21 protein-coding genes are annotated in these 21,184 nt (G+C 73.7%); 14 read left to right on the forward strand and 7 right to left on the reverse strand.

Going from position 1 to position 21,184, the window contains the following annotated elements:
* Positions 1-1,414: phosphotransferase (locus tag ACFFF6_RS17950; RefSeq protein WP_376982872.1), on the reverse strand; the 1,414-nt coding region annotated here is incomplete at its 3' end.
* 64 nt (positions 1,415-1,478) lie between these two features.
* On the opposite strand from ACFFF6_RS17950, the gene ACFFF6_RS17955 reads away from it, so the two are divergent.
* The 6 genes from ACFFF6_RS17955 to purM all read left to right on the forward strand — a co-directional run bounded on the left by ACFFF6_RS17955 (position 1,479) and on the right by purM (position 6,471).
* Entirely contained in the window at positions 1,479-1,907 is a 429-nt protein-coding gene (locus ACFFF6_RS17955) for a DUF3151 domain-containing protein (protein WP_376982873.1), read from the forward strand.
* A 186-nt stretch (positions 1,908-2,093) separates the two neighbouring features.
* Entirely contained in the window at positions 2,094-3,389 is a 1,296-nt protein-coding gene (locus ACFFF6_RS17960) for an adenylosuccinate synthase (protein ID WP_376982874.1), read from the forward strand.
* A 2-nt stretch (positions 3,390-3,391) separates the two neighbouring features.
* Complete coding sequence (locus ACFFF6_RS17965; RefSeq protein WP_376982875.1) at positions 3,392-3,829, forward strand: sterol carrier family protein; 438 nt, start codon at positions 3,392-3,394, stop codon at positions 3,827-3,829.
* On the forward strand, positions 3,826-4,617 hold the full coding sequence (locus tag ACFFF6_RS17970; protein WP_376982876.1) for a copper homeostasis protein CutC: 792 nt from the start codon (positions 3,826-3,828) through the stop codon (positions 4,615-4,617). Before ACFFF6_RS17965 ends, ACFFF6_RS17970 begins: the two co-directional genes overlap by 4 nt.
* Positions 4,614-4,991, forward strand: coding sequence for a hypothetical protein (locus ACFFF6_RS17975; RefSeq protein WP_376982877.1), 378 nt, complete (start codon positions 4,614-4,616; stop codon positions 4,989-4,991). The genes ACFFF6_RS17970 and ACFFF6_RS17975 overlap by 4 nt, the downstream gene beginning before the upstream one ends.
* Before the next feature lie 334 nt (positions 4,992-5,325).
* Positions 5,326-6,471, forward strand: coding sequence for a phosphoribosylformylglycinamidine cyclo-ligase (purM, locus tag ACFFF6_RS17980; RefSeq protein WP_376982878.1), 1,146 nt, complete (start codon positions 5,326-5,328; stop codon positions 6,469-6,471).
* Between the two features lie 123 nt (positions 6,472-6,594).
* Here the strand turns inward: purM and ACFFF6_RS17985 are convergent, their stop codons facing one another.
* Positions 6,595-6,792 carry a DUF3073 domain-containing protein gene (locus tag ACFFF6_RS17985; RefSeq protein ID WP_376982879.1) on the reverse strand — a complete coding sequence of 66 codons (198 nt, stop codon included), beginning with the start codon at positions 6,790-6,792 and terminating at the stop codon, positions 6,595-6,597.
* A gap of 353 nt (positions 6,793-7,145) precedes the next feature.
* Between ACFFF6_RS17985 and ACFFF6_RS17990 the strand changes: the two genes are divergently transcribed.
* The 3 genes from ACFFF6_RS17990 to ACFFF6_RS18000 are packed head-to-tail and all read left to right on the forward strand — an operon-like array spanning position 7,146 to position 8,988.
* On the forward strand, positions 7,146-7,370 hold the full coding sequence (locus ACFFF6_RS17990; RefSeq protein WP_376982880.1) for a BldC family transcriptional regulator: 225 nt from the start codon (positions 7,146-7,148) through the stop codon (positions 7,368-7,370).
* A 36-nt stretch (positions 7,371-7,406) separates the two neighbouring features.
* A complete protein-coding gene (locus tag ACFFF6_RS17995) occupies positions 7,407-8,528 on the forward strand; it encodes an alpha/beta hydrolase (protein WP_376982881.1) in 1,122 nt (373 codons plus the stop codon).
* Positions 8,494-8,988: a hypothetical protein gene (locus ACFFF6_RS18000; protein ID WP_376982882.1), complete on the forward strand. Its 495-nt coding sequence runs from the start codon at positions 8,494-8,496 to the stop codon at positions 8,986-8,988. The genes ACFFF6_RS17995 and ACFFF6_RS18000 overlap by 35 nt, the downstream gene beginning before the upstream one ends.
* Here the strand turns inward: ACFFF6_RS18000 and ACFFF6_RS18005 are convergent.
* On the reverse strand, positions 8,952-10,019 hold the full coding sequence (locus ACFFF6_RS18005; RefSeq protein ID WP_376982883.1) for a lysylphosphatidylglycerol synthase domain-containing protein: 1,068 nt from the start codon (positions 10,017-10,019) through the stop codon (positions 8,952-8,954). The two genes, ACFFF6_RS18000 and ACFFF6_RS18005, sit on opposite strands and share 37 nt — an antisense overlap.
* 80 nt (positions 10,020-10,099) lie before the next feature.
* Here ACFFF6_RS18005 and ACFFF6_RS18010 point away from each other — a divergent pair, with 80 nt between their 5' ends.
* Positions 10,100-10,444, forward strand: coding sequence for a hypothetical protein (locus ACFFF6_RS18010; RefSeq protein WP_376982884.1), 345 nt, complete (start codon positions 10,100-10,102; stop codon positions 10,442-10,444).
* A gap of 105 nt (positions 10,445-10,549) precedes the next feature.
* Entirely contained in the window at positions 10,550-13,363 is a 2,814-nt protein-coding gene (locus tag ACFFF6_RS18015; RefSeq protein WP_376982885.1) for a UvrD-helicase domain-containing protein, read from the forward strand.
* Positions 13,364-13,606: 243 nt separating this feature from the next.
* On the opposite strand, the gene ACFFF6_RS18020 is transcribed toward ACFFF6_RS18015, so the two are convergent.
* From ACFFF6_RS18020 to ACFFF6_RS18035, 4 genes are all read right to left on the reverse strand, one after another.
* Positions 13,607-14,038 (reverse strand): VOC family protein, encoded by a 432-nt coding sequence (locus ACFFF6_RS18020; RefSeq protein WP_376982886.1) that lies wholly within the window; start codon positions 14,036-14,038, stop codon positions 13,607-13,609.
* Positions 14,035-14,583: a hypothetical protein gene (locus ACFFF6_RS18025; protein WP_376982887.1), complete on the reverse strand. Its 549-nt coding sequence runs from the start codon at positions 14,581-14,583 to the stop codon at positions 14,035-14,037. The genes ACFFF6_RS18020 and ACFFF6_RS18025 overlap by 4 nt, the downstream gene beginning before the upstream one ends.
* 38 nt (positions 14,584-14,621) lie before the next feature.
* A complete protein-coding gene (locus ACFFF6_RS18030; RefSeq protein ID WP_376982888.1) occupies positions 14,622-14,882 on the reverse strand; it encodes a hypothetical protein in 261 nt (86 codons plus the stop codon).
* A gap of 75 nt (positions 14,883-14,957) precedes the next feature.
* Positions 14,958-17,816, reverse strand: coding sequence for a multicopper oxidase domain-containing protein (locus ACFFF6_RS18035; RefSeq protein ID WP_376982889.1), 2,859 nt, complete (start codon positions 17,814-17,816; stop codon positions 14,958-14,960).
* Between the two features lie 140 nt (positions 17,817-17,956).
* Here ACFFF6_RS18035 and sucC point away from each other — a divergent pair, with 140 nt between their 5' ends.
* The 3 genes from sucC to ACFFF6_RS18050 all read left to right on the forward strand — a co-directional run bounded on the left by sucC (position 17,957) and on the right by ACFFF6_RS18050 (position 21,076).
* Complete coding sequence (gene sucC / locus ACFFF6_RS18040) at positions 17,957-19,126, forward strand: ADP-forming succinate--CoA ligase subunit beta (RefSeq protein ID WP_376982890.1); 1,170 nt, start codon at positions 17,957-17,959, stop codon at positions 19,124-19,126.
* 12 nt (positions 19,127-19,138) lie between these two features.
* Entirely contained in the window at positions 19,139-20,026 is an 888-nt protein-coding gene (sucD, locus tag ACFFF6_RS18045) for a succinate--CoA ligase subunit alpha (protein ID WP_376982891.1), read from the forward strand.
* A gap of 138 nt (positions 20,027-20,164) precedes the next feature.
* Positions 20,165-21,076, forward strand: coding sequence for a CPBP family intramembrane glutamic endopeptidase (locus ACFFF6_RS18050; RefSeq protein WP_376982892.1), 912 nt, complete (start codon positions 20,165-20,167; stop codon positions 21,074-21,076).
* The last annotated feature ends 108 nt before the right edge of the window (positions 21,077-21,184 follow it).

Genomic DNA, 21,184 nt, shown 5'->3' on the forward strand with positions numbered 1-21,184 from the left:
CGGCGCCGTGCCCCGCGGGCCCGGACGGCGGCGGCGCACCGGGATGCGCGGAGGACGGCCCGGGGGGCGGGGCCGATGCGGCAACCCGGCGCTCGCGCTCCTCCTGCGCCTCCCGTGCTTCCCGCTGGAGCTGCCGCTCGGCCTCGCGCGCGGTCTCGACCCAGCGTTCGGCGACGCGGACGATCGCCTCCGTCGCCGCCTCCCAGGACGCCTCCTGCTGACGGTGCGGCCCCGTCGCGAGGGACAGGACCACGCCGGCCGCGCGCAGGGCGAGCTCGGTCGGATCGACGCGGCGGGCGAAGACCCGATGCCACGTGCCGATCGCCTCCTCGACCTTCGCCTGCGTCGAGGCGGAGATGCGGCCGCTGCTGCCGTAGTCCGCGAGGACGCTCAGATGCGCGAGCAGGCAGGCGAGGTCGTCGGCCCGCCGGCCCGGCCCCACGGTGTCGATGTCCAGGACGCCGACGACCGCTCCCTCGTGCACGAACAGCTGCGCCTCGTAGAAGTCGCCGTGGACCACGTCGTGCGGACGCAGGTCCACGCGTCGCCCCACGGCGGCGAGACCGTCGCGGATCCCGCGCACCAGGGTCTCGATGCGCGGTCCGAGCGCCGGCACGGAGGAGCTCACGACCCCGGCGTAGAAGTCCGCGGACTCGGTCCACGGGGCACGCAGAGGGAGCGTGTAGAGAGAGGCCGGGAGCCGGTCGAGGGTGGCCACGAGCTCCTCGGCCCGGCAGGCCTCGGATCCCTCCTCGACCACCGCATGGGCGAGCGGCCGGCCCGGGAGCTCCTCCATGACGACGAGCCCCTGGGAGTGGGCGATGACCTGCGGGACGGGCACGCCGGCGGCGAGCAGCCTCTCGTGCCGGTCGACGATCTCGCCGCTCTTGTGCGGCTGCATGATCTTGAGGAACACGGCCCGGTCGGCCAGGCGCGCTCGCAGGACCGCGCGGCGTCCGGGACGGTAGGAGACGACCTCGATCGGCACCGGGAGGGACGGGTCCGTGCCGGTGTCGACCCCGAGCTCGGCGAGGGTCGTGCCGAGGACGTCGGGGTAGCACACGCGCGGCAGCATCGGCAGCCACGGATCGTGGGGGTAGCGCCAGACCCGCACGTTGATGTCGCCGTCGGTCATCACGAGGGACTGCTCGGCCCCGGCGACGTGGCGCTCGGCCTCGCCGATGTGGGCGCTCGCGCCGAACAGCTCCTCGCGGGCGGGAGCGGCGGGCCCGTCCAGCTCAGGCCAGGCGACCGTGGTCCGGTACAGCGCCTTCGTGGAGCGGCCGGGCCGATGGTCGACGTGGTCCAGCTCCCACGAGCGCAGCACGCCCCCGGCATTGCTGACAGCGGAGTTCAGCAGGCCGCCGGCATCGGGCCCCGTGAGCAGCTCGGAGCCGTCCCGTGAAACAGACATGCGACGTTTCTACCAGCTGGCGGCGCTCGCGGCGAGGCGGACGCGGGACCCGTAGCATGCCGTCATGGCTGAGAACACCCTGCCCGTCGCCGCGAACAATCTGCTGGGGATCCCCCCGACCCTCCTCCCGGAGGACCACCCGGACACCGAGGTCTCCTCCGGCCTCGAGGCCGGGACGGATCTCCGCGAGCTGGCGGCGCGCTTCCCCTCCTCGTCCCTGGTCTGGGCGGAGCTCGCCCGGGAGGCGCTCGAGGACGAGGACGTCATCGCCGCCTACGCCTTCGCGCGCACCGGCTACCACCGCGGCCTCGACGCGCTGCGCCGCGCGGGCTGGCGCGGCCAGGGCCCGATCCCCGCCTCGCACGCCCCGAACCGCGGCTTCCTCCACGCGCTGGCCCTGCTCGGGGAGACCTCCTCGCGGATCGGCGACGAGGAGGAGGCTGAGCGCGTGCGCTCCTTCCTCGCCGAGGCGGACCCCACGCTGCTCGCCTGAGCGAGCATCCCGCGCCGGCCCGGGCGGGGACAGCGGTCGGCCCTCCCGGTCTGGACGCGGCGCGGAGACGCGCTTGGTAGGATCGCGCCGGTCTCCTGCTTCCAGGAGGTCGGCCGGCGCCCCGGACGCCGACCCGTCCGGCCGGCGGCTCGCGCCCGCTCGTCCCCGTTCTTCCTAGGAGTCGCCATGCCTGCCGTCGTGATCGTCGGAGCCCAGTGGGGCGACGAGGGGAAGGGCAAGGCCACGGATCTTCTGGGCGAGAGGGTCGACTACGTCGTCAAGCCCAATGGCGGCAACAACGCCGGGCACACCGTGGTGGTGCACGGCGAGAAGTTCGAGCTCAAGCTCCTCCCCGCCGGCATCCTGTCCCCGCAGGTCACCCCGGTGATCGGCAACGGCGTCGTGGTCAACCTCGAGGCGCTCTTCGACGAGATCGGCGTGCTCGAGTCCCGCGGCGTGGACACGGCGCGGCTGCGCGTGAGCGCGAACGCCCACGTCGTCGCCCCGTACCACCAGACCCTCGACAAGGTCACCGAGCGCTTCCTGGGCAAGCGGGCCATCGGCACGACCGGCCGCGGCATCGGCCCGGCGTACATGGACAAGATCGGCCGCCTCGGCATCCGTGTCCAGGACCTCTTCGACGAGTCGATCCTGCGGCAGAAGGTCGAGGCCTCCCTGCGGCAGAAGAACGAGCTGCTGGTCAAGGTGTACAACCGTCGCACCGTCGAGGTGGAGGAGATCACGCAGATCCTGCTCTCCTACGCGGAGCGCCTGCGGCCGATGGTCGTGGACACGACCGAGCTGCTGAACTCTGCCCTGGATCGCGGCGAGGTCGTCCTCATGGAGGGCGGCCAGGCCACCTACCTGGACGTCGACCACGGCACCTACCCGTTCGTCACGAGCTCGAACCCGACCGCGGGCGGTGCCTGCACGGGCACGGGGATCGGCCCCACCCGCATCGACCGCGTGATCGGGATCGTCAAGGCGTACACCACCCGTGTGGGCGCGGGCCCCTTCCCCTCCGAGCTGTTCGACAAATGGGGCGAGTTCCTGCAGACCACCGGCCATGAGGTGGGCGTGAACACGGGCCGCCCGCGCCGCTGCGGCTGGTACGACGCGCTCATGATCCGTCATGCCGTGCGGATCAACGGCTTCACGGACATCGTGCTGACCAAGCTCGACGTGCTCACCGGCATCGAGGAGGTGCCGATCTGCACCGCCTACGACGTGGACGGCGTGCTCCACCGCGAGATGCCGATGACGCAGACCGAGTTCCATCACGCCGTCCCCGTGTACGAGACCCTGCCCGGCTGGACCGAGGACATCTCGACCTGCCGACGCGTCGAGGACCTCCCGGAGAACGCGCGCCGCTACGTCGAGCGGCTCGAGGAGCTCGCCGGCTGCCGGATCAGCGCGATCGGCGTGGGCCCGGACCGCGAGGACACCATCGCGGTGCATGACCTCCTGCCGGAGACCGTCTGATCGTGTCGCCCACCCGCCGCACCGATCCCGTCGCAGGCCAGGAGGCGCTCGAGGCCTGGGCGCGGGACCCTGCCGCCGCCGCGTCCGCGGGCCGCCGCGTCCTCGCACCGGCCGTGCGCCACACGCTCGAGCTGCTCGCGGAGGAGAACCCGGGCGGCGCGGTCGAGCTGCGCGTTCCCCCCTATGCCGCCGTGCAGGCGATCGCCGGGACCCGCCACACCCGCGGCACCCCTCCCGCGGTCGTCGAGACGGATCCGCTGACCTGGCTGGGCCTCGTCTGCGGCGACGTGACCTTCGCGCAGGCGCGCGCATCCGGCGCCCTGCACGCGAGCGGGGAGCGCTCGGACATCTCCGCGCTGCTGCCGCTTCCTGGCCCGCGCCGCCTCGCCGCGGCCGCCCGGGCCGCCGCAGGCACCCCCGACCCGGAGGAGGGCCGATGAGCCTCGCCGTCGAGATCACCGTCGAGGACCTGGCGGGCCTCGAGATCGCCGCCCGTGCGGGCGCCGACCGCATCGAGCTCGCGAGCGACCTCGACCACGGCGGCATCACCCCGGGCCCGGCCCTGGTCGAGGAGGCCGTGTCCCGCAGCCGTGCGCTCGTGGGCGCGCACGAGGCGAGAGCCCACTTCGGCGTGCACGCCCTGATCCGTCCGACGGCGAGCACCGGGGACTTCCTGGGGCGCCCGGAGGAGTTCGCGGCCGACCCCCGCCTCGTGGAGCGGATGGCCCGCGAAGCCGCCGCCGTCGTCGAGGCCGGTGCCGCCGGCGTCGTGATCGGCGTGCTCACCGAGGACGGGGAGCTCGACGTCCCCGCGCTCACGCAGATCCGCGACGCCGCGCTGGGCGCCGCCTCCCGCGCGATGCGCGGCATCGACGTGACCCTGCACCGCGCGGTCGATGCGATGGCCGGCCGCGAGCAGCGCGTCGAGGCGACTCGGCTCGCGCTCACCCTCGGCTTCGCCCGCATCCTGACCTCCGGCGGGGCCGCCCGCGCCCTCGACGGGGCGGAGGACCTCGCGGCGATGGTCGAGGCTGCCGAGGGCGTCGTCGAGATCATGGCGGGCTCCGGCGTCCGTCCCGTGGACATCCCCGACCTCGCACGGCGCGCCCGCGTCGATGCCGTGCACACCTCGGCCCGCAGCCGCGCGCAGGATCCCCAGGCGCCGGCCCTCACCCGCACGGACGCCGCGATCGCGCAGGCGGCCGTCGACGCAGCAGGAGCACTGTGATCACCCCGCCCGAGAACGACCAGCCGACCCCGTCTGCGCCGGCCGACGACGCCGCACCCCTCGAGGCCGACCCCTCCCCGGCAGGGTCGGCCCCAGATGCCGAGGACCCCGCGGCGGATCCGGTCCCGGTCCCCGAGGGCACCGTCCTGCTGGTGCGTCGCGAGCGCGCGCCCACCCTCGGCTTCTGGGTCGTCCTGGCCATGATGGTCGCCGCCGGGATCGGCGTGATCGCCGCGGTCGTGACCGACACCCTCTTCGTGTCGGGGATCCTGCGCTTCGCCGCCACGAGCGCGGTGTTCATCGGCCTCCCGCTCGCGGCGATCGCCGCCGTGGCCGACTCCGTGCGCCATCGCCGCCGGGAGCGTCGCCGCTGAGCGGATCGGGACCGCCCATGCCTCCTTCACCGGCTCCCGCGGCCGCCCGGAACGCCCGGCCCGGCCCACCGGTGCTGTGGCATGATGAACCGGTGGCACGCGGCGGACGACTCACCCCCGACCTCCCGCCTCGCCGGGACGCTCCCCAGGACCCGCGCGGCGGCCTCGCCCGCGGCACGAGCGCCCTCCCGCCGGCTCCCGGCCCGCCCCGGACGCGGCGGCGTCGCCCCCGCGGCGCCGAAGGACCCGCCTCCCCGAGCAGCCTGCGCCACCGCAGAGCGCCCGCCCTGTCGCACCCCGTCGTGCCCCACCCCGAGAAGAACGAGGTCCCCGCGTGAGCGCACCCGCCCCCCAGCCGATCACCTACGCCTCCGCCGGCGTCGACACCCATGCCGGCGACAAGGCCGTCGAGCTCATGAAGGAGGCCGTCGCCGCGACCCACGGCCCTGAGATCCTGGGCGGGGTCGGCGCCTTCGCGGGCCTGCTGGACGTGTCCGCCCTCAAGGACTACGAGCGCCCCCTGCTGGCCTCGAGCACGGACGGCGTCGGCACCAAGATCGCGATCGCGCAGGCGCTCGACGTGCACGACACGATCGGCCAGGACCTCGTGGCCATGGTCGTGGACGACATCGTCGTGCTGGGCGCGAAGCCGCTCGCGATGACGGACTACATCGCCTGCGGGAAGGTGGTCCCCGAGCGCATCGCCGACATCGTCCGCGGCATCGCCGAGGGCTGCCGCCTGGCGGGCTGCGCCCTCGTGGGCGGGGAGACCGCCGAGCACCCCGGGCTCATGGGCGAGCACGACTACGACGTCGCCGGAGCGGCCGTCGGCGTCGTCGAGGCCTCGCGCGTCCTGGGCCCGGAGCGCGTCCGTGCGGGCGACGTCGTGATCGGCATGGACTCCTCCGGGCTGCATTCCAACGGATACTCCCTCGTGCGCGCCGTGATCGCGAACGCGGGTCTGGGCTGGGACGCGCACGTCGAGGAGCTGGGCCGCACCCTGGGCGAGGAGGCCCTCGAGCCCACCCGCATCTACACCCGCGACCTGCTGGACCTGCTCGAGACCCCGGCCGGCGAGGGCGTCCACGCCCTGTGCCATGTGACCGGGGGAGGGCTCGCCGCCAACCTCGCGCGCGTCGTTCCCGGCGGGCTCGGGGTGCGCGTGGACCGCGGGACCTGGGAGCCCGCGCCGATCTTCGAGCGCGTCCGCAGCTGGGGCGCTGTCCCGCTGTCGGACCTCGAGGCGACCCTGAACATGGGCCTGGGCATGGTGGCGGTCGTCGCGGCGGAGGCGGCGGAGGCGGTCATCGCGCAGCTGAGCGGCTCCGGCCTGCCCGCGCGCGCCATCGGCGAGGTGCTCGCGGCCGATGCGCTGCCGCAGCCGCGGGTCGGCTCCGCGGATGTGCTCGTGGCCGGGACCAAGGGCGTCGACGGCGGCGCCGTCCTCATGACCGGCATGCACCCCGGCTGGAGCGCCTGACCGGGGCCCGGACATGACGAAGGCGGCCCCTGCAGGGGCCGCCTTCGTCATGCGGTGCCTGTGCGGCGGATGTCGCCTCCGCCGTGCGGTGCGCCGGGAGCCGTGGGCGAGGAGGCGCGGGCGTCAGCGCCGGTGCGCCTTCGCGGGCTCGTCGTCGGCCCAGTCGTCGCTCGCCTCGTCGTCCCAGTCGCCGGGCGCCTCGTCGGCGGAGGCCTGCGACTGGAGCTCCCGCTGGAGGGCGGAGAGGTCGGTGGGCGGACTGTAGTACTTCAGGTCTCGAGCCACCTTGGTCTGCTTGGCTTTCTGTCGGCCACGACCCATGGATCTGACCCCCTGTGCGTCGGGTACGGGCGATTCGGGCCCGGAAGATGGCAGTGTTTTCGGATCCCGATCCTACATCGATCCCGCGAGAGGGCGGTAACCGGCCCGGCGTGAGGTCGCGCTCACGTCCACGGTGCGGGACGGGATCGTCTCAGCGGAGTGCTGGGCGTCGAACCCGCTGCGACCAGGCCCCTCCCCGCCGCAGGACGGGCGTGCAGATCGGACCCGCGGCCGGTCGCCGCGCCCGTCGGCAAGCGTCATCCCGAGGCGTAGACGCCCTCTCTCCGACGCGGCCCCCTGTGGCTAGGCTGAACCGGAACCCAGGCTGCGAACAGAGAGAGGGGTCCACCCCGATGGCTGCACCCGTGGAACGACGCACCGTGGAGACGGCGACGGCCGGGGGTCTCATGACCCCGGCGGAGGTCGCGAAGCTCTTCCGCGTGGACCCCAAGACGGTCACCCGCTGGGCGCAGTCCGGGAAGCTGTCCTCGCTGCGCACCCTCGGCGGGCACCGCCGCTACCGCCGTGACGAGGTCGAGCGGCTCCTGCGCGCGAACCTGCAGGCAGAAAGCGTCTGACATCCCTGTGGTCCGGCGCCCGGCGCCGCCTGCGCGATGAGCACCCGGCGCTGGCATCCGGACGTCCTGGGGGAGGGGTTCCGGGGCCGGATCCTCGACCTCGGACGTGACGAGGAGGGGCCGGTGCGGGCGGTCGCGATCCGCTGCGTCCCGGGGCCTCCCTCGGAGCCGGTCCCGGCGGAGCTGGACCGGCGCGTGCCGCTCCTGCTCGTCCACGGCTGGTCCGACTACGTCCTCGACGGCGATGTGATGCGGCGCTTCTTCGCGCTCGGACTGGATGTCTGGGGCGTCGACCTGCGCAAGCACGGACGCAGCATGCTGCCGGGGCAGACTCCCACCGCCGTGCGGGACCTCGACGAGTACGACGCGGAGATCACCGCCATGCTCGAGCTGATCGGCCCCCGCCGGAAGCCGATCATCCTCGCTCACTCCACCGGCGGCCTGACCGCGGTCCGCTGGGCCCAGCGGAGGCCGGGAACCGTCCGCGCGCTCGTGCTGAACTCCCCCTGGCTCGAGTTCCAGGGCGGCGCGGCCCTGCGCCGGGCGCTCGCGCCCGCGGTGCGCGGGCGCGCCGAGCGGGCCCCGACCTCGCGCATCCTCCCGCATGGCCAGGACCACTATGCGCGCACGACGCATGCCCTCTACGGAGGCGAGGCGGACTACTCGCTGCGCTGGAAGCCGCCGGGCGGCCATGCGTTCCCGGCCTGCACGATGCACGCCGTGCTCGAGGCGCAGGCGAAGCTGCGCAGCGGCGGGCTGCTCACCGTCCCCACTCTCGTCCTGCACTCCGACCGCACCCGCTTCTCGCTGCTGCGCTTCCATCCGGGCATGGCGCGCGCGGACACGGTGCTGAGCGTCCGCTCGATCGCCTCCGCGGCCCGCCGCCTGGGGCCGATGGTCCGCGACGTGGCGGTCCCCGGCGCCCGCCACGACGTGTTCCTGTCCGAGGCCCCCGCCCGCACGCGCGCTCTCGCGCTGGTCACGGACTGGTTGAGGCAGCTCCCGGACGTGGGCCCTACCATGGCCGCGCAGGGCCCCGAGGACGAGAGGGCCACGGCGCAGGACGGTGCGGAGCGTACCGGGCGGGACCCGGCGCAGGGCGACGAGGTGAGGAGCGACGGCGATGGGCGCTGGAGGGCCGGAGACGGCGCTGCGTGAGCTCGCCGCCGCCCAGGGACGGGCGGCGGACCGCATCACCCTGCTCCGCCTGCGGCTCGCGCGGGTGCTGTCCTCCGCGGCGGCGACCGGGCCGGAGGGCGGTCGTCTCCAGGCGGACTGGCTGCATCGCGTGTACCCGCGCCTCGGGGAGCTGTCGCGGGCTCTGCGGGTCTCGCAGGAGGACCTGCGCCGTCATGCGGACCGCCTCGAGCGGGGCCGGGGGCGGCGACTGGGCGGGTACGCCGGGGCCGGGTTCCTGGGACGCGGGGACCGAGCGCGGGAGCAGGTGCGGCAGGTCGCCGCGGACGGCGGATTCCGCGGGCACAGCCTCGGGGCGAGCATCGGCGGCTACCCGCTGGGGGCCGCGCGCGTCCGCCCGGCTCTGCCGCACCCCTCGGAGGCCCTCGGCGTGGGCACCCCCGTCTACGAGGACGAGGACGGCCCGTCCGAGGAGCGCTGAGGCCGCAGAGCTCCCGCCGCCGCGGCGATCCCTCCGCCGAGCACGGGGACGAGCAGCGTCGAGACCATGAGCAGGAGGGTGGCGGCGGCGGCATCGGCCCCCGGCACGCCCAGGGCGACGAGGCCTGCGGCGCTCACGGCCTCGGTGATCCCGGCACCGCCCGGGGTGAGCGGCACGAGCGCGAGCATCCGCCCGAGCGCGAAGACCGCGACCACCACGGCGAGGGGGACGTCCGCGCCCAGGGACCGCAGCGCGGCGAGGAGCACGAGGAGCTGCAGGAGCCGGGACGCGACGAGCAGGCCCAGCAGACCGGCGCCGCGGCGGCGCAGCAGGCCCATCAGCGCGTCCCGGATCCCCAGGGCGGAGGCGGCGGCGGGGATGAGCGGGGCGAGGCGCTCGATGACCGAGGCCAGCACCGGACGGGAGAGCACGAGCGCGATCCCGCCGACGACCGCGGCCGCTCCCAGCACCGCGACCGCACCCGCCGCCAGGGTCCCGGGCAGCTCGAGCCGCGCGCCGGCGAGGACGTAGGCGACCAGGCCCGCGAGCGGCACGAGCACGGAGGAGACCGCCATGTCGGCGAGGGAGAAGCCCAGCAGCCCGATGATGATCGTGCTCGCGGCGAGACCCTCCCGCCGCAGCCACCAGCCCAGCAGGCCGGTGCCCAGCAGACCGCCGCCGGGGACGGCGAGGCCGAGCGCGGTCGCCGCGGCGCCGGCCGGGGCGATGCGGAGCAGGCGGCTGCCCGGGAGCATGAGGTGGAGCCCGGCCGCCTCGGCGGCGAGGGACAGGAGCCCGAGCAGCACGGCGAGCAGCACGAGGGGTGCGCCCAGACGCGAGAGCGCGGCGAGGATCTGGGCCCAGTCCGCGCCGGCGAGCAGCGGCAGCCCCGCGCCGATGAGGACGAGCAGCAGGACGAGGGACGCGAGGGCCCCGGCGATGCGACGCCGGCCCGGCCGCGGCCGGCTCTCGAGCCGACGGGCGAGGTCCTCGGGGAGCGCGGGCTCCGCGGGACGGGCGGGTTCGGGCATGCCTGTGATTCTCGCACGCGGATGCGCCGGGAGCCGGCCCGGGACCGTGATCCTCCAGCTCCGGCACGTAAGCTGACACCATGTCAGCTCTGATCGGGATCCTCGTCGTCCTCCACATCCTCTGCTGGGCCACCACCTTCGGCGTGTGGGTCGCGGCCGCCAAGACCAAGGAGCCCAGCAAGGGCATCTTCCACGCCGCCGCGGGCGCCGTCGTGATCGGCCTCGTCCTCATGGGCCTGGGCATGGCGACCGGAGGGGGCGGCCACCTCTGGTACACCCTCAAGCTCGTCTTCGCCCTCGTCGTCGCGGCCGCGTCCTTCATCGCGATGCGCAAGGGCCCGCATACCCCGGCGGCGGTCTGGTACGCGATCCCCGCGGGCATCGCGATCAACGTGGTCGTGGCCGTCTTCGGCATCGGATTCTGATCCCTCGCACCGGGCCCGGCGGACGCCGCTCCGCCGGGACCCGCGCCTCGCGGACGTCCTCGCGGGGCCTCGTCCGTCCCTCGCCCCGCGTACCCTGAGGGGGCCATGAACACGCTGTTCGACGATTTCTCGCTGCCCGATGCCTTCCGCCGTCTGGACGGTGTCCGCGCCGACCCCTCCGACCCCCGTCCGGGCGCCGCCCTCGCCGCGGACGAGCTCCCTCCGCCCGAGGACGACCTCGCCCCGCCGGAGGACCATCTGGCCCCGCCCCCGGAGGACGAGCTGCCCCCGCCGCCCGAGGACGCGTGGGATCGGCCTGCGCCGAAGGACGTCGCCTTCCCGTCCGGCGCGCGGCAGGGCTCGTGGGCCGGCGGTCCGTCCGGACCGCGCGGGGCATCGGCCGCGGACCTCGCCGGACTCGCGGAGCTGGTCGACGGTCTGAACCCGCCCCAGCGCGAGGCGGTCGAGCACCGCGGCAGCCCGCTGCTCATCGTCGCCGGCGCCGGCTCCGGCAAGACCCGCGTCCTCACCCGGCGCATCGCGCACCTGCTGCGCTCGCGGGAGGCGCTGCCCGGCGAGATCCTCGCGATCACCTTCACCAACAAGGCCGCGGCGGAGATGAAGGAGCGCGTGGGCGAGCTGGTGGGTCCCGTCGCCCGCAGCATGTGGGTCTCGACGTTCCACTCGGCCTGCGTGCGGATCCTGCGCCGCGACGCCCAGGCCGCCGGGCTGAAGAGCTCCTTCACGATCTACGACTCCGCGGACTCGCTGCGTCTGATCACGAACATCGCCAAGGACTTCGAGCTCGACGTCAAGAAGAATCCGCCGCGCGGCATCGCCAGCCGGATCTCGACGCTCAAGAACGAGCTCACCGACCCGATCGACTTCGCCGATCAGGCGGAGACCTCGAAGAACCCGTGGGACCGCTCGATCGCCCAGATCTACACCGCCTACACGGAGCGCCTGCGCCAGGCCAACGCCGTCGACTTCGACGACATCATCGGCCTCACCGTGGCCCTGCTGCGTGAGAACCCGGCGATCCGCGAAGGCTACCGGCGTCGCTTCCGCCACGTGCTCGTGGACGAGTACCAGGACACCAACCCCGCCCAGTACGCGCTCGTGCAGGAGCTGGTGGGCGAGGACCCGCATGCGGACCTCACCGTCGTGGGCGACTCCGACCAGTCGATCTATGCCTTCCGCGGCGCGACCATCCGCAACATCGTCGAGTTCGAGCAGGACTTCCCGACCGCGCGGACCATCGTCCTCGAGCAGAACTACCGCTCGACCCAGAACATCCTCACGGCAGCGAACGCCGTCATCGAGGAGAACCAGGGGCGGCGCAGGAAGAACCTGTGGACCGACCACGGCGAGGGCGAGAAGATCACCCTCTACGTCGCGGATGACGAGCAGTCCGAGGCCCGATACATCGGCCGGCAGATCGACGCGCTCGTGGACGCGGGCCGCACGGCCGGGGACATCGCGATCTTCTACCGCGCCAACGCCCAGTCCCGGGCGCTCGAGGACCAGCTGATCCGCGTGGGGCTGCCCTACCGGGTCATCGGAGGGACCCGCTTCTACGAGCGGCGCGAGATCAAGGACGCGATCGCCTACCTCCGGGTGCTCACCAACCCGGCCGACGAGATCAACCTGCGCCGCATCCTCAACGTGCCCAAGCGCGGGATCGGCGACCGGGCGGAGGCGGCGATCGCGCTGCTGGCCGAGCAGGACCGGATCAGCTTCGGCGAGGCGCTGCGCCGGGCCGAGGACGCTCCCGGCATCGCCACCCGCTCGCTGTCGGCGGTGCGCCGCTTCGTGGACATGCTCGAGGAGCTGGGTGCGGTCCTCGCCGGCGGCGCCGGTCCCGCCGAGGTCATCGAGGCCATCCTGCAGAAGTCCGGATACTACGAGGAGCTGCAGAAGAGCGACGACCCGCAGGACGAGTCGCGGCTGGAGAACCTCGCGGAGCTCGTGAGCGTCGCCGCCGAGTTCGAGGCCCAGATGGAGGCCGTCGCCGCCGCGGGCAGCGAGTTCGAGGACGTGGAGGCGGACCGGATCGAGGACCCCGATGCGCCCGGGAGGCCCGCGCAGGCGGATCGGCCCGGGACCGCTGCCGGGACGGCGACGGGAGGGTCCGCGGCTCCGCCTGCTGCAGGCAGCGACATCGCCGCCGATGCCGCGCTGCTCGCGGACGACGACCCCGAGGGCACCCTCGTGGACCAGTTCCTCGAGAAGGTGTCGCTGGTCGCCGACGCCGATCAGCTCCCCGACGGGGAGGACCAGTTCGTGACGCTCATGACCCTCCACACCGCCAAGGGCCTCGAGTTCCCGGTCGTGTTCCTCACCGGTCTCGAGGACGGGACGTTCCCGCATCAGCGGACCCTCACCGATCCCGAGCAGCTCGAGGAGGAGCGGCGCCTGGCGTACGTGGGGATCACGCGCGCCCGCGAGAAGCTGTACATCACACGGGCGCAGATGCGCGCGACCTGGGGTGCTCCGCAGTTCTTCCCCGGCAGCCGCTTCCTGGACGAGATCCCGGAGCAGACCCTCGACGTGGCGCGCGCGGGGTCGACCCTCTCCGGCGCCGGGTACTCCGGCAGCGGCGGCGGGTATGGGGGCTCGGGCTACGGGGGCTCCGGGTACGGGGGCGGTCGGCGCGGTCCCTCGGTCACCGGGATCGGCGTCGGCGGGGGCCGGCGGGATGTCAACCGCCCCTCCCTCGGCTCCGGCCGGACGCCGACGCCCACCGCGAAGCTGCCCTCCCTGGCCGTGGGAGACCGCGTCACCCACGACTCCTTCGGCCTGGGCACCGTCACCGAGGTCTCCGGGAGCGAGGAGAAGACTCAGGTCGAGGTGCAGTTCAAGGAGCCGCACGGCCGCAAGCGCCTGCTCCTGCGCTACGCCCCGATCACCAAGCTCTGATCCTCGTCGGCTCCTCCCCGGCCGCCGCGGGTCCGGCACGCGGCGGCCCGGGCGGGGCGTGCCCGGCGGCGCCTCGGCCGGCACGTCCCCGGCCGCCGAAGACGTCGGGAGCCTGAGGGGCGACACGCCGATCCTGCTCCGGCAGACGTCCCTGAGGCTCCGGAAGTCTTCGCTCCACAACCGGCGGGCTGCCGGGGCTGCTGCGCCTGCCGGGGGATTCCACGTCCGTCGGGGCCGCCGGGATCAGACGGAAGCGACGACCTCGACCTCGAAGCCCTCCGCGTTCTCGGCGTACCAGGCGATGTGCTCCGGCCCGCCGGCATGGGGGTAGGCGGCGGGGAACAGCTCGGACCAGCCGTGTGCCGCGCCATCCTGACGAAGCCGGTCCAGCGCCTCCCGGTCCGTGCAGGTCAGCGCCACATGGTTCATGCCCGGCGCGAGCCGGTCATGCCGGTCGCCGTGCCCGTCCGCGGACTGCTCGAGCACCAGGTAGAGCCCGCTGCCATGGCGCCAGATGCGTCCCAGCGGCCAGCCGTCGACGCGCTCAGCCGACCAGCCCAGCTCGCCGAGCAGCCAGCCGAAGGACGGCTCGGAGACGGCGAGGTCATGGGTCCACAGCTCGAGGTGATGGATACCGGTGCCGGTGGACGCCCTGCCCGGGGCCGGGGGCGTCATCGGCGGCGGCTCCGCCGAGAGCCGTCCGCCCGGGTCCCCGCGTGCTCGCCCGCAGCCCGGTGCTCGCCGGCATCCTCGACCTCGGCGACCTCGTCCTGCGTCCCGTTCTCGTCGCGGTTCTCGTCGCGCAGGGCCCGGAGGTCCTCGAGCAGCACCCAGCCGAAGCGGACCGCCATCACCACGAGCACCACCACCAGCACGGCCTGCACCGGGATCTTCACGCCGGTGGCCGAGACGATCATCCAGATCACGAAGATCGACAGACCCATGAGCAGCGCGTCGCGCAGCGCGGCGAGCAGGCGCCGCCCCAGGTTCGCACCGCGGATCCGCCGCTGCGCGACCACCGCGTAGGCGGCGGCATCCCGGCGCGCGTTCGTGCGGGACTCCCGGGTCCCCTCGTCGAGCGCTCGACCGGCGGCCCGGGCATAGTCGCCCGCGCGTGCGGTGCTGCGGCGCGTGGACTCCTTCGCCTGCCGCGCCAGATCAGGCGCCTGCTTCCGAGCGGTGTTCTGCGCCGCCTTGACGTAGGTCTTCCAGTCAGCCATGGTCTCCTCCGGGGCCTGCGGCGATGCCGGGAATCGGCTCAGCGGCGCGCATCGTCGTCACGCCAGCGGATGTCCCCGCCGCCGCGCGGAGGCGGGACGGGCCGGGAGGCCTTGTGGTCGGCGTAGTACGACAGCGCCACGTTCAGGCCGATCGTGATGACGAGCGAGAGGACGAAGCCCGGGATCGTCGCCTTGAGCCCGACCAGCTTCAGCAGCATGAACACGACCAGCAGCGTGACGAGGCTGAAGCCGATCTGGTCACGGATGCGCTGGGCGAGGCTGCGGGGTCGTCGGGGCACCCGCACATGGTAGCCGTGCCGGATCGGGTGCGCCTGGGCGCCCGCCGCGGACACCGCCCGCCGGTGCCCGGCCGATCAGGGGGCGACGACCAGCAGCGCCATCGCCCCGCGCTCCATCGCGGCCATGTCGTGGTCCACGATCGTGTACGTGCCCGGCTCCGGGAGCACCATCTCCACGAAACCGCCCTGGGCGGGGGAGAGCGACAGGGCCTGGGCGCCGCCGGCGGTGACTGCATCGGGCCGCAGCAGGTGCTCTCCCTCACGGAACACGGTGTCGAACACGGCCCCGACCACATGCAGCGACAGAGGCCGCGAGGGGCCCGCGGCCACCGCCCAGATCCGCACCCGATCACCGGCCCGCGCCGTGAGCGGCGCGTGACGGTACTGGGTGGCGTGACCGTTGAACACCGTGAAGTCGGGGCTGCCCGCCGCGATCTTCTCGCCGCTGACGGCATGCGCCGCGGTCCCGTCGCCGGGCTCGAGGTGGATGTCGGAGGCGACCAGGACGTACTCCCGCTGCACGGGCGCGAGGTCCGGGGGCGGCACGATCAGGGCCCCGAACATGCCGGCGCTCAGATGGTGCGTCATGGGCATGGTCGAGCAGTGGTACAGCCAGGCCCCGGCATGGTCGGTCGTGATCTCGTAGTCGAGGCTCTGCCCGGGAGCGATGGTGCGCATCGCCCGGTCCGGGGAGACCTGCCCGGCATGCAGATCCAGGGAATGCCCCATCGAGGCGTCGTTGACCAGGTGCACGCGCAGGCGCCCGCCCAGCTCGCTGCGCAGGATCGGCCCCATCACGGCGCCTCCGTAGGTCATCGCCGCCATGGTCACGCCCGGGGCGACCTCGAGCTCGGGCTCGGTGACCGTGAGCGTGATCTGCTGGTCGAGGGGCGGGGCCGGGGGAAGCTGCGCATCGCGCACGAGGACGCCGTCCCCGGGCGGAGCCTGCAGATCCGCGGTGACGCGGGACAGCGGATCGGCGGGAGAGGCGGCCCCGTCCTGAGCGGTCGCGCCGTCCTGCTCCGTCCCGCCGCCCTGCCCGGCCGCCCCGAGCACGCGGACGTGCAGGACCATCCCCATCGCCCGATGCCCCACGATCGAGCACCAGCCGTCGACATCGCTCGTGATCACGCCCGCGTCGACCCGGGCGCTCGCCCCGGGGGAGAGCCGCCCCGAGGACGGGCCAGTCGCGAGGACGAGGTCGTGGACGTCGGCGTCGTCCGCATTGGTCAGCGCGATGACGAGCCGGTCCCCGGCCGGGACCTCGAGGGTCTCCGGGGTGAAGCGCATATCGGCCATCGACACGGCGATGGTGGTGGTGCGTCCGGTCGTGGGGACGTCGGCGGCGCCGGATCCCGCCGTCGTGCCCGCTGCGGGAGCTCCGGAGAGCGAGCGGTCGACGGCGCTGCCCGCCGCCGTGACCGACAGCATCGTGCCCAGCCCCAGCAGCACGCCGGTGAGATGCCGACGGTCCAGCCCCGGGGGCGCGATGCCGGGCGCGGTCCGCGGAGCGGCCGATGCCGGTATCCCCAGCTCCGCGGGACGCCGTGTCACGGCCGCCGTCTGCTCCGTCGGCGAGGGGATCGGAGCGGGGCCGACCGGAGCGGAGCTGGCCGCGGCGGCGCGCCGGGCGCGCACCCCGACCGCGACGGCGCGCCCGAGCAGCACGATGTCGGCGATCATCACGCCGAGCCCCAGCACGGACACGAGCACGCGGGTGATGCTGCCGACCGCCTCGAGGTCCGTGGTGCCGAGCGTGAGCGCGGCGAAGAGGGCCCGGGCGGCGGTCGAGCCCTCGGGGGCGAGGGTGAAGACGGCGACGACGACGTTCCAGATCGTCACCCGCAGGACGGCGGCGCGGGACGTCTCCGCGAGCGCGGCCCGCAGCGCCGCCGGCCCGCCGCCCAGCATGGTCGGCATGAGGTAGCTCATCGCTCCGAACAGGAGCTGGATCAGGAATCCCGCGATGAGAGGCACGGTGAGGGTCGTCGTCGCGTCGCCGCCCCACAGAGCGATCATCCCCAGCACGCTGATCGCGAACCAGACGAGCGCGCTGCCCATCGAGGCGATCGCGAAGACGGGTCGGGGCACCGGGGACGGCAGGGCGGTCCGCGGACGCGCCGCCCTGGCCAGACGCGCGAACTCGGCGAGCAGCGTGCCGAGCGCGGCCGCATACACGAGCAGGGAGCCCCTGCCGAGCCAGGGCCAGCCCGCGAGAGCGCCCGCGCTCGCGCCGAGCACCCCGATCAGCAGGGCGATCATGACCGTGCCGATGCGCCTCTGCATCCCGGGCCGGATCCTGGTGCGCAGCAGCGTCGGCCACAGGGTGACGAGCGTGGCGCAGGCGGTGATCCCCGCGAACCCGAGGACGTTCACGAGCTGGTGGGCCAGCAGGAGACGGCCGTGCCACGGCTCGGGCGGGCTGAAGGCGAGCACCGCCCCGAAGCCCGCGCCGAGGGGCAGCAGACAGGCGGCCACGAGATAGGACCGCACGACGACCGCGAAACGGGGCGCGATCGCGGCCCGCAGCTGCGCCCCGAGAGCCTGGGCGTACCACAGCAGCATCGCGCCCACGAGGACCGTCCCGCCCACGACCACCCAGGGCGCATCCAGCAGCATCCCCGCGCAGACCGTGACGATCCCCCCGGTCAGCAGGCGGATCCGCAGCACCTGCCGGGGCCGGGACTCCTCGCCCAGCCGGGTCTTCAGCAGCGCCTCGGTGAAGTGCTGGCCCCAGATCATGATGGAGGTGGTCACCAGCCCCAGGGTGACCATGTGCACCAGCAGCCATCGCCACTGCGGGACCACGGGGTGCACGGCCGAGAGCACCAGCAGAGCCAGGATCCAGCCGGTCACGGGCCGGGAGGCCCGCCGATGCCAGGACCTCCGGCCCATCGCGCCGGAACGGGAGGGGGCGGAGGCGGGCAGGTCCATGATCCGAGGGTAGTGAGCGGCTGGGGGGACGTGCAGGGGCGAAGGTCCCGGGCGGCTAGAGTGGAGGCGTACCCAGGGACGGCTCCCCGGGCCGAAGGCGGCCCGCCGTCCGCTGTCGACAGCGAGAGGACGAGAATCCCGTGGACCTGTTCGAATACCAGGCCCGCGACCTCTTCGAGAAGCACGGGGTCCCTGTGCTCGGAGGAGTCGTCGCGGAGGATCCTGCACGCGCCAAGGCTGCAGCGCAGCAGCTCGGCACCCCGGTGGTGGTGGTCAAGGCGCAGGTCAAGACCGGAGGCCGCGGCAAGGCCGGCGGCGTGAAGGTCGCGAAGTCGCCGGAGGAGGCGGAGGCGAAGGCCGCCGAGATCCTCGGCATGGACATCAAGGGCCACACCGTGCACCGCGTGATGATCGCGGCCGGTGCGGACATCGCCGAGGAGTACTACTTCTCGCTGCTGCTGGACCGGGCGAACCGTCGCTACCTGGCCATGTGCTCCGTCGAGGGCGGCATGGAGATCGAGCAGCTCGCCGTCGAGCGCCCCGAGGCCCTGGCGCGCGTGGCCGTGGACCCGAACACGGGCATCGACGAGGCGAAGGCGCAGGAGATCGTGGAGGCCGCCGGCTTCGACGCGGAGACCGGCGCGAAGGTCGCCCCCGTGCTGCAGAAGCTCTGGGACGTCTACCGCGAGGAGGACGCCACCCTCGTCGAGGTCAACCCGCTGGTCAAGACCGGGTCCGGGGAGATCGTGGCGCTGGACGGCAAGGTCACCCTCGACGAGAACGCAGAGTTCCGCCACGAGGACCATGCGGCCCTGGTCGACACCGCCTCCGAGGATCCGCTCGAGGCGAAGGCCAAGGTCCTGGACCTCAACTACGTCAAGCTCGACGGCGAGGTCGGCATCATCGGCAACGGCGCGGGCCTGGTCATGTCCACCCTCGACGTCGTCGCCTACGCGGGCGAGGCTCACGGCGTGAAGCCCGCGAACTTCCTGGACATCGGCGGCGGCGCCTCGGCGGAGGTCATGGCCAACGGCCTCGACGTGATCCTCGGCGACGAGCAGGTCTCCGCGGTCTTCGTGAACGTGTTCGGCGGCATCACCGCCTGCGACGCGGTCGCCAACGGCATCGTCGGCGCGCTGAAGAAGCTCGGCGACGCCGCGACGAAGCCGCTCGTGGTCCGTCTCGACGGGAACAACGTCGAGGAGGGCCGCGCCATCCTCGCGGACTTCGCCCACCCCCTCGTCACCCAGGCCGACACGATGGACGGCGGCGCGGCCAAGGTCGCCGAGCTCGCCGCCGCAGGAAAGTGAGCAGCACCCGACATGTCTATCTTCCTTGATGAGAACAGCAAGGTCATCGTCCAGGGCATGACGGGCTCGGAGGGTATGAAGCACTCCCAGCGCATGCTCGCCTCGGGCACCAACGTCGTCGGGGGAGTGAACCCCCGCAAGGCCGGCACGAGCGTCGAGTTCGAGGGCGGCGCGTCCGTGCCCGTCTTCGGCACCGTCGCGGAGGCCATGGAGAAGACCGGTGCGACCGTCTCCGTCGTCTTCGTGCCGCCGAGGTTCGCCAAGGCCGCCGCGATCGAGGCGATCGACGCCGGCATCGAGCTGCTGATCGTGATCACCGAGGGCATCCCGGTCAAGGACTCCGCGGAGTTCTTCACCTACGCCCAGGCCAAGGGCACCACCCGCATCATCGGCCCCAACTGCCCCGGCATCATCAGCCCCGGGAAGTCGAACGCCGGCATCATCCCCGCGAACATCACGGGCGCCGGGAAGCTGGGCCTCGTGTCGAAGTCGGGGACGCTGACCTACCAGATGATGTACGAGCTGTCGGACATCGGCTTCACCACCGCGATCGGCATCGGCGGCGACCCGGTCATCGGCACCACTCATATCGACGCGCTCGAGGCCTTCGAGAAGGACCCGGACACCGTCGCCGTGGTGATGATCGGCGAGATCGGCGGCGACGCCGAGGAGCGTGCCGCGGCGTACATCGCGGAGAACATGACCAAGCCGGTCGTCGGCTACGTCGCGGGCTTCACGGCCCCCGAGGGCAAGACGATGGGCCACGCGGGCGCGATCGTCTCCGGCTCCGCCGGCACCGCGCAGGCGAAGAAGGAGGCCCTCGAGGCCGCCGGCGTCAAGGTCGGCAAGACCCCGACCGAGGCCGCCGAGCTCATGCGGGAGATCGTCGCCGGGCTCTGACCCGGTCCGTATCGCGGAAGACGCCTGCACGGCGCCCCGGCAGCAGCTGCCGGGGCGCCGTGCTCGTCCCCGGAGCGCCGCGCAGATCTCCTCCCTTCGGAGGGCGTGCGCGTCGTCGTGCCCTGGAAGCGTGGAGGCATGACCGGACCCCGTCGCCCCGCTCCCGCCCCGCCCGCTTCTCCCGCCGTCGCGGGACCGGCCCGCCGCGGCCGTGACCGTCCCGTGGTCGTGGCGGTGCTCGCCGCGATCTTCGCGGCCTCGATCGCGGCCACGATGCTGCGCAGCCCTCACGGCGTCATCGGCTCCGCGGATCCCGGCTACGCGCCGACGCCGGTGCCGCTGCTGCTGGTCCCGGCCCTGCTGTGCATCGGCCTCGTCCTGCTGCTGCCGCGGGGGAGCGGAGACGGATCCGTCGCGGTGGTGCGGCCGGACCGGGCACGGGCGGAGGCCGGGGCGCTGCTCGCCCTCGTCCTCGCCTTCCCCCTGCTGGTGCCGCTGCTGCCGCTGCCCGAGGACTACGTCCTGCTCAAGCTGCTCCTGTTCCTGCTGCTGCCCTGCCTGGGGCTGTGGCTGTCCGGGCGGCGCGAGGGCCCCGCCGTCCGCGCGGACCGGCCCCGCATCGGACCCTGGGCGCTGGTGCCCGCTCTCGTGCTCGGCGTGCTGAGCACCGTCGGACCCTTCTCCGGAGGGCTGCCCTCGAGCTGGCCGCCGCCGGCGACGCTCCTCGTGGCGGCGACGGCGACCGCGATCACCGCGAGCTTCGGGGAGGAGCTCATGTACCGCCGCTTCCTGCAGACCCGCCTCGAGGCGCTCACCGGGCCGTGGACCGGCATCCTCCTCACCTCGCTGGTCTTCGCGCTCATGCACGTGCCCACCCACGGGGAGGGGCCGCTGCCGGCCGTCCTCGCGCAGGCGATCGCCCTGCAGGGGACGTTCGGCCTCGCCGTGGGGGTGCTGTGGGCGCGCTATCGCCGCCTCGAGCTGTGCGTGCTCGCGCATCTGCTCGTCAACGGCCTCGGGGTGGCGCTGCACCTGGTGGGGCTTGTCTGAATCCCGCAGCAGTCGGCCCCGGTCCGGGAGAGCGCCGGGCCGAGGGTCGGTGCGGCGACGTAGGATCGGATCGACGAGCTCCCTGCGGGGAGCGGCGGAGCGGCGAGG

The sequence above is a fragment of the Brachybacterium hainanense genome (genome assembly GCF_042434575.1).
Classification (GTDB): Bacteria; Actinomycetota; Actinomycetes; order Actinomycetales; family Dermabacteraceae; genus Brachybacterium; species Brachybacterium hainanense.

Coding starts and splice junctions, on each gene's coding strand:
- ACFFF6_RS17970 (WP_376982876.1), top strand. CDS start 3,826: ATGAGCCTCGCCGTCGAGATCACCGTCGAGGACCTGGCGGGCCTCGAG.
- ACFFF6_RS18020 (WP_376982886.1), bottom strand. CDS start 14,038: ATGACGCCCCCGGCCCCGGGCAGGGCGTCCACCGGCACCGGTATCCAT.
- ACFFF6_RS18000 (WP_376982882.1), top strand. CDS start 8,494: ATGGGCGCTGGAGGGCCGGAGACGGCGCTGCGTGAGCTCGCCGCCGCC.
- ACFFF6_RS18005 (WP_376982883.1), bottom strand. CDS start 10,019: ATGCCCGAACCCGCCCGTCCCGCGGAGCCCGCGCTCCCCGAGGACCTC.
- ACFFF6_RS18035 (WP_376982889.1), bottom strand. CDS start 17,816: ATGGACCTGCCCGCCTCCGCCCCCTCCCGTTCCGGCGCGATGGGCCGG.
- ACFFF6_RS17990 (WP_376982880.1), top strand. CDS start 7,146: ATGGCTGCACCCGTGGAACGACGCACCGTGGAGACGGCGACGGCCGGG.
- ACFFF6_RS17960 (WP_376982874.1), top strand. CDS start 2,094: ATGCCTGCCGTCGTGATCGTCGGAGCCCAGTGGGGCGACGAGGGGAAG.
- ACFFF6_RS18025 (WP_376982887.1), bottom strand. CDS start 14,583: ATGGCTGACTGGAAGACCTACGTCAAGGCGGCGCAGAACACCGCTCGG.
- ACFFF6_RS17955 (WP_376982873.1), top strand. CDS start 1,479: ATGGCTGAGAACACCCTGCCCGTCGCCGCGAACAATCTGCTGGGGATC.
- sucD (WP_376982891.1), top strand. CDS start 19,139: ATGTCTATCTTCCTTGATGAGAACAGCAAGGTCATCGTCCAGGGCATG.
- ACFFF6_RS17985 (WP_376982879.1), bottom strand. CDS start 6,792: ATGGGTCGTGGCCGACAGAAAGCCAAGCAGACCAAGGTGGCTCGAGAC.
- ACFFF6_RS18015 (WP_376982885.1), top strand. CDS start 10,550: ATGAACACGCTGTTCGACGATTTCTCGCTGCCCGATGCCTTCCGCCGT.
- ACFFF6_RS17995 (WP_376982881.1), top strand. CDS start 7,407: ATGAGCACCCGGCGCTGGCATCCGGACGTCCTGGGGGAGGGGTTCCGG.
- ACFFF6_RS18010 (WP_376982884.1), top strand. CDS start 10,100: ATGTCAGCTCTGATCGGGATCCTCGTCGTCCTCCACATCCTCTGCTGG.
- ACFFF6_RS18050 (WP_376982892.1), top strand. CDS start 20,165: ATGACCGGACCCCGTCGCCCCGCTCCCGCCCCGCCCGCTTCTCCCGCC.